This window comes from Phaeovulum sp. (genome assembly GCF_041596715.1).
Taxonomy (GTDB): Bacteria; Pseudomonadota; Alphaproteobacteria; order Rhodobacterales; family Rhodobacteraceae; genus UBA6213.
Window position 1 is genome coordinate 1 of record NZ_JBFHIA010000185.1, and the last position, 6,275, is coordinate 6,275.

The 6,275-nt window shown below is 60.9% G+C and carries 10 protein-coding genes; all 10 read right to left on the reverse strand.

What is annotated here, in order from left to right; all coding sequences use genetic code 11:
* A partial coding sequence (locus ABY403_RS12160) for a cytochrome c (protein ID WP_372841088.1) occupies nt 1-210 on the reverse strand: 210 nt, incomplete at its 3' end.
* 154 nt (nt 211-364) lie between these two features.
* Nucleotides 365-1,039 (reverse strand): phosphoribosyltransferase, encoded by a 675-nt coding sequence (locus tag ABY403_RS12165; RefSeq protein ID WP_372841089.1) that lies wholly within the window; start codon nt 1,037-1,039, stop codon nt 365-367.
* Nucleotides 1,020-1,481, reverse strand: a complete 462-nt coding sequence (locus ABY403_RS12170; protein ID WP_372841090.1) for a host attachment protein — start codon at nt 1,479-1,481, stop codon at nt 1,020-1,022. Before ABY403_RS12170 ends, ABY403_RS12165 begins: the two co-directional genes overlap by 20 nt.
* Before the next feature lie 152 nt (nt 1,482-1,633).
* On the reverse strand, nt 1,634-2,035 hold the full coding sequence (locus ABY403_RS12175; RefSeq protein ID WP_372841091.1) for a CBS domain-containing protein: 402 nt from the start codon (nt 2,033-2,035) through the stop codon (nt 1,634-1,636).
* Entirely contained in the window at nt 2,032-2,205 is a 174-nt protein-coding gene (gene nqrM, locus ABY403_RS12180) for a (Na+)-NQR maturation NqrM (protein WP_372841092.1), read from the reverse strand. The genes ABY403_RS12175 and nqrM overlap by 4 nt, the downstream gene beginning before the upstream one ends.
* Nucleotides 2,206-2,212: 7 nt before the next feature.
* Nucleotides 2,213-3,187, reverse strand: coding sequence for an FAD:protein FMN transferase (locus ABY403_RS12185; protein ID WP_372841093.1), 975 nt, complete (start codon nt 3,185-3,187; stop codon nt 2,213-2,215).
* A 3-nt stretch (nt 3,188-3,190) separates the two neighbouring features.
* Nucleotides 3,191-4,414, reverse strand: coding sequence for an NADH:ubiquinone reductase (Na(+)-transporting) subunit F (gene nqrF / locus ABY403_RS12190; RefSeq protein WP_372841094.1), 1,224 nt, complete (start codon nt 4,412-4,414; stop codon nt 3,191-3,193).
* Nucleotides 4,411-5,013 carry an NADH:ubiquinone reductase (Na(+)-transporting) subunit E gene (gene nqrE, locus ABY403_RS12195; RefSeq protein ID WP_372841095.1) on the reverse strand — a complete coding sequence of 201 codons (603 nt, stop codon included), beginning with the start codon at nt 5,011-5,013 and terminating at the stop codon, nt 4,411-4,413. The genes nqrF and nqrE overlap by 4 nt, the downstream gene beginning before the upstream one ends.
* Entirely contained in the window at nt 5,010-5,672 is a 663-nt protein-coding gene (locus ABY403_RS12200) for an NADH:ubiquinone reductase (Na(+)-transporting) subunit D (RefSeq protein ID WP_372841096.1), read from the reverse strand. The genes nqrE and ABY403_RS12200 overlap by 4 nt, the downstream gene beginning before the upstream one ends.
* Nucleotides 5,669-6,275 (reverse strand): FMN-binding protein (locus ABY403_RS12205; RefSeq protein ID WP_372841097.1); only part of this gene is annotated, 607 nt, incomplete at its 5' end. The genes ABY403_RS12205 and ABY403_RS12200, both read right to left, overlap by 4 nt.

Consider the following 6,275-nt stretch of genomic DNA (forward strand, 5'->3'; position numbering starts at 1 on the left):
ATTGCGCTGCGCCAGCCCCGTCAGGTCTGGAACGCGGCTTTTGAACATGATCGCGATCTCGCCGTTCCCGTCGGCGGTCTCGCCATGACACGCGGCACATGCGGAAAGGTATTCACTGCGCCCGGCAGCAAACTCCTGCGTCGCGTCCTGAGCCAACGCTGGGGCTGCACCTAGAACGCTGGCCGCTACCAAGATTCGTAGATTAAGCATTGCGCTTCCTTTCGAAAAACGTAGCCCAGCCATAAGGGCCGTAGTCTATTGATGGTAATCCAAGGCCCAAGGGTTTCATTGACGAAGCGCAACGGCGCAGGAACCCGCCTGACCCACAGCTACAATGCCCGGAAGTCGCGCGAACAACCGCCCGTCAAGACCGCTGCGATGGCAGGGGGGAGAGTGAATCGGCTGCGGCAAGTATGGCGCGAACCTCATCGTCGCTGACTTGCGGAAAGCTTTCATAGTGTTGACCAACCGCAAAGAACTCGACGGGTGCCGACAGGCAAACCACCTCGTCCGATAGCTTCGATATCCGCTTTAGTGCGTCGGGGGCGGCGACCGGGGTTGCGACGATGACTAGGCGCGGTTGATCGGCCCGAACGGCGGCTATGGCCGCGCGCATCGTGGCACCGGTGGCGATGCCGTCATCGACAAGGATCACCACCTTGCCCTCTAGGGCCCCGGCTTTCAGACGTGCCCCCCAGAGCTTGCGGCGTTGGGCAAGTTCTACGCGCTTGGGTGCCGCCTGTGCCTCGATCGTGGCGGCGTCGATGCCATAGTCGTTTACCAACTCGCTGTTCAATACGATTGTCTGCCCTTCCGGTCCGGCAAGCGCGCCCAAGGCCAGTTCCGGGTTCTTCGGCATCCCGATCTTGCGCACGAGAATGATGTCCAGTGGTGCCTTTAACGCGCGCGCAATTTCCTCTGCCACGGGCACGCCACCGCGCGGCAAGCCCAGAACAATTGTTTGCGGCCCTGTAAACCGCACAAGTTCGCGCGCCAGTGCGCTACCCGCCGCGCGTCGATCAGGAAAGGTACGATACATTTTTCAACTCTTGTGAAACTGCCGCTGAAATCTCGGGTGCCGAGAGGTGAAGCAGGTTCTTTGGAACCTCCAAGATCTCTATCTTGCGCAAGGACTGCGGCATCAGTTGGCGCAGGTGCCCAAGTATGTCGTGTTCGGCAAAAACCGCCAATCTGTCGAAATCGCCGGCACGCCGATGGCTTTCCAATAGTGCGATGACTTGGCGGACGAATTCGCGCTGGTCTTCGGCAATCGGATCACTGGCGTATTCCATTGCCGCCTTGCGGCCCCACGCGAAAGACCGCCCCGGTCTATCCGACATGATGTCGCGCAGGTTACGCGACTCGGATCGAAGAACCAGTTCTGCGCGTGGTTTTTCACCTCCTGCGGGAAGTCCGCGCAAGATCCGGCTTCGCGTGCCATTCATGACCAGCGCCCATGTTCTGGAGGTGCTTCTTGCCATAGCGATGCAGAGCCCCAATCTGAACTTTGATCCTGCTTCCTAGCATCCGCCCACCCGCGCATGCATTGATTGCTGTCAAGAAGCCGCTGCCACGAAAGCGCTGCCTTGCGCGCGATATGTGCGGTCATGCCTCGGGCGTGATCGGTGTGTTGCTAGCCAGACCAGTTGTCGACCAGCGCGCGCAGCAGATCGGCCCGGCTGATCTGCCCAACCAGTTCCCCCTCTCGCAAGACCGGAAAGCGGCGGTAGGGGCTGGCGAGAAAGCTTTCTGTCGCCTCGACCAGATCAAGGTCAACATCAAGCGTTGCGGCCGGGGCGCTCATAAAGGCAGCGACCTGCCCGCCCCATTCCTGATAATACGCGCCGTGCAAGGCTGCGCGCAGGCAGTCTTTCTTGGACAAAACGCCGACGAGGTGTCCCTCGGCATCAACCACTGGCGCGCCTGAGATCCGCTTTTCCAGCAAGATCTTCATCGCGTGCAGAATCTCCATATCCGGTCTGAGTAGGATCAGATCGCGCGCCATGTAATCGGCGATGCGTGGTCGCGCGGTCATGTCAGATCACCTTTGCGCTCATGGTTCGGACAAGCGTCGCAGTCCGCGCCCGGAATACAAGACAGGCCCCCGCATGACCCCTTGATCGGCGCGCGGCCAAAGATGGCACCAACCGCAAGCCCTGCAACGGCCAGAAGGACCAGTCCGAATGTGATCAGAAATGTTGCCATGGCTACCTCACCCGTAAATGACCCGCGCCGAGAACCGGCGCGTCATGGTCTCGCGCAAACCCTGCCCGACGCGCGAAAGGAACAGCGCATCAATGCCCACCCGCTCGGCAAACTCTGGCCCACGCTCTGACCCCATCGCAAAAAGCGCGGTTGCAAGCGCATCTGCCGTGATCGCCTCTGGCGCAAAAACCGAGACCGAGGCCAGCGCGCCATCTGTGGGCGACATCCGCTGAGGGTCGATGATATGCGTGTAGCGGCGACCGGCCACGAAGTAGCTGTTGATCAGATCGCCCGAGGTCGCAAGCGCCTCGCCTTGCAGCGCCACAACGCAATGCGCTGCCGCCGCGCCGGGCAGCGGGCGTTCGATAGCCGCACGCCAAGGCGAGCCATCGGGCCGCAGCCCGCTTGCTGAAACCTCGCCCCCCATTTCAATGAAAAATGTGCCAATGCCGGCCGATTTCAACGCGCTTGCGCTACGGTCAAGCGCATGGCCCTTGGCAATTCCGCACAGGTCAAGCGTCTGGCGCGAATGGGCCTTTCGCGCGCAATCGGTGCCAAGCGCCAAATCGCGGTATGCCCCTTCGGGCGCTGTCGTGATCGGGCCGAATCCGTAGCGCCCGACCAGACCGCCAAGTGTAGGGTCAAACGCGCCATTCGTCAGTTCCGCAACGCGGCGTGCTTCGGCGAGCGTTGTGAGGATTGCGGGTGAAAGCGGTAGCCAATCTGTGGTTTCAGCGCGGTTGAAAAGCGAGATTTCAGAGCGTGCGCGAAACGGCGACATGGCGGCATCAATTTCTTCGATGACGCGGGTCATGGCGCGGATGATCGCATCCGGGTCAGCACCCGAGGGAGATCGAACCCGCCAGTGCGCGCCAAAGGCCGGGCCTTCGATCTGCAACATTTCCATTGCTGCGGCGGGACGTGCCGCCCCAGCCGCCGCTGCGATTGTGCCTGCCAGAAATCCGCGTCGTGTCAGGATCATGGCTCAGCCCCCGAAATCGTCGTTGAATATCCGATCGCGTCCGACGCCCAGATCATCAAGCATGGCGAGCACCGCCTTGATCATCATTGGGGGGCCGCAAAGATAATATTCGCAGTCATGCGGGGCAGGGTGCGTGGCCAAGCCGCTACGCAATGCGACTTCGTGGACAAAGCCGACTTCGCCGTGCCAGTCATCATCTGCGCCCGGGCTGGAAAGCGCGGCGGTCCAGCGGAAGTTGGGGTATTTCGCCTGCAACTGCTCGAAATCCTGCTCATAGAACAGGTCCACCCGGCTGCGCGCGCCGTACCAAAAGCTCATCTTTCTGGTCGTGCCCTTGCGTTCAAGCTGGTCCGTAATGATCGCGCGTAACGGTGCCATGCCGACCCCGCCGCCGATGAACACCATTTCGCGGTCGCTTTCTTGCGCGGCAAAGCTGCTGAATGGCCCTGTGATGGTGACCCCGTCGCCCTCTCGCAGGCCGAACAGCCAAGACGAAACGACCCCCGGCGGGGCATCTGGAAAATCGGGGGGCGGCAGGGCCAGCCGGACCAGAAGGACGATGTTGCCCACGTCCGAAACCGCGCTGTTCGCAACGGAATAGGCGCGCGACACGCCGCCCTTGCCGCGCGCGTGCAGCGCCGCAAGCCCTTGTTGGGCCCATACAGCGCGATGTTCGGGCGCAATCTCGTAATCCGCAAAGTTCAGATGATACGGTGGAGCTTCGATCTGCACAAAAGCGCCGGGCTTGAAAGTAAATGGTTCGGTGCCGGTCGGTGCCAGCACGATTTCGCGGATGATCGGGGCAATGGTGCGGCTAGAGACGACGGTGCAATCCCATGAGTGGGCGGTCAACATGCTTTCCGGGAGCGTGACCGAGATATCGGCGCGAAGGGTTGTCTGGCAGGCCAGCCGCAGGCCAGAGGCAAGCTCTGCACGCGAGAGAATTGCAGCTTCGGTTGGTAGCGCCGGGCCAAGCCCTTCGGTTATGCGTATCCGGCATTGCCCGCATGTTCCGGCACCACCACAGGCCGAGGGAACGGCGATCCCACTGTCTGTCAGTGCGACGAGGAGTTTGTATCCGGTGCGCGCGCTGATGTCTTTTGCGTCGTTCAGATGGACGGTTACCGGTCTGGAAGGCAGCAGGATCGTGCGCGCGACCAAAACCAGACTGGAAAGCGCCAGCACGATCAAGATGAAAACGATGCTTCCTAGAATGATCTCGGTCATGGCGCACCCACCCCGGCCAATGCCGAAAAACCCATCGACATAAGGCCCGTTACGATGAACGCGACGCCAAGCCCGCGAAGGCCGTTGGGGATATCGGCATAGCGCAGGCGTTCCCTGATCGCTGCGAAAGCGACGATTGCCAGCGCCCAGCCAAAGCCGCTGCCCAGGCCATAAACGATGCTTTCCGGCAGGCTGTAGTGACGATCAACCATAAACAGGCTACCGCCAAGAACGGCGCAGTTCACGGTAATCAATGGCAGGAAAATCCCAAGGCTTCGGTGCAGCCTCGGTGCATAGCGATCAAGCGTCATTTCAAGAATCTGAACGGTCGCGGCGATGACACCGATGAAGCAGATCAGTTTCAGATAGCTTAGATCGATCTCGGGCAATCCAGCCCAAGCCCATGCCCCTTCGATGAGAAGGCCGTAGAAAATGATGTGGTTAAGCGGAACCGTAATTCCCTGCACCATAACCATCGCGACGCCAAGCCCAAGCGCGGTGTCAACACGCTTGGACACCGCGAGGAACGTGCAGATGCCAAGAAAGAACGACAGCGCGAGGTTTTCCTGAAATACGGCGCGCAGGAACAGCTCGTTCATGGCCGCTCCTCACTTGCCAGATCGCGGATCGGGAATGCGTTGGGTTCTACCTGTGCCGGGTGCCGGGTGCGGATTGCCCAGATCAAAAGGCCGATGATGAAGAATGCGCTTGGCGCCAGCAGCATGAAGCCAAGCGGTTGGTACCACCCGCCTTCAGAGGCAAGCGGCAGCAGCTGCACCCCAAACAGCGAGCCCGAGCCCAACCCTTCGCGGATCGCAGCGACGAGCATCAGCACCAAGCTGTATCCCAAGCCATTGCCCAGACCGTCAAGAATACTCGGCCAGACCGGATTGCGCATCGCGAAGGTCTCGGCGCGCCCAAGGACTATGCAATTGGTCACGATCAGCCCGACAAAGACCGACAATCTTTGGCTCATCTCGTAGGCATAGGCGCGCAGGATCTGATCGGCGACGATCACCAGCGAGGCGATGATGGTGATTTGCACGATCAGCCGAATTGACGTGGGCAGGTGACGGCGGATCAGGCTGATGGCCGCGCTTGCTGTGGTCAGCACGACAGTCAGTGCAAGGCTCATCGTCAGGGCGGTGGCCATTGACGTGGTTACCGCAAGCGCCGAGCAGATCCCGAGAATCTGCAGCGTGATCGGGTTGTTGTCGATCAGCGGCGCGGTCAGGTGATGAAGGTTCTTGCCGATCACGGGTTCTCTCCTGACCGAAGATTGTCGAGAAACGGGCCAAAGCCATCGGGGCCGACCCAGAACTGGACAAGGCGCGCAACCCCCATGCTTGACCGGGTAGCACCTGAAACGCCGTCAACTTCAGATGGGCCGCTGGCACCGCTGCGCACAACCTTGATGACGATTTCCCCCGATGGGGCCACGGCCTGCTTGCCTGCCCACAGGGCTTGCCACGCGGCGTCAGTGATCCTTGTTCCCAGACCCGGTGTTTCGGCCTGCTCATAAATGCTGAGGCCCGCGATCGTGCTTAGATCGGCGGACAGGGCCAGATAGGCACGGATCGTCGATTGATAACCTGTGCCGTAAACCGGCAGGACAACCAGCGCGAGGCCCTCTTTGCCGCGCAGCAAATAGGCCGGGGCAAGGTTCGGTCGGCGGCCGATCTTGGCGATGTCCTGCGCGCTTGTCAGTGCGGTTGTCTGGGCGGTGTCGCGTTGGGCGGCGACATAATCATAGCTTTCGGGGGCGGGATCATCGGTGGTGCGCCCGCTTGCCAAATCGACGATCACTGTCTCCAGCGTCTCGACCTCGGAATTGAGCAAGATCTCCGCAAGGCCCGGAAGC

Coding starts and splice junctions, on each gene's coding strand:
- nqrM (WP_372841092.1), bottom strand. CDS start 2,205: ATGGCAACATTTCTGATCACATTCGGACTGGTCCTTCTGGCCGTTGCA.
- ABY403_RS12185 (WP_372841093.1), bottom strand. CDS start 3,187: ATGATCCTGACACGACGCGGATTTCTGGCAGGCACAATCGCAGCGGCG.
- nqrE (WP_372841095.1), bottom strand. CDS start 5,013: ATGAACGAGCTGTTCCTGCGCGCCGTATTTCAGGAAAACCTCGCGCTG.
- ABY403_RS12175 (WP_372841091.1), bottom strand. CDS start 2,035: ATGACCGCGCGACCACGCATCGCCGATTACATGGCGCGCGATCTGATC.
- ABY403_RS12170 (WP_372841090.1), bottom strand. CDS start 1,481: ATGGCAAGAAGCACCTCCAGAACATGGGCGCTGGTCATGAATGGCACG.
- ABY403_RS12165 (WP_372841089.1), bottom strand. CDS start 1,039: ATGTATCGTACCTTTCCTGATCGACGCGCGGCGGGTAGCGCACTGGCG.
- nqrF (WP_372841094.1), bottom strand. CDS start 4,414: ATGACCGAGATCATTCTAGGAAGCATCGTTTTCATCTTGATCGTGCTG.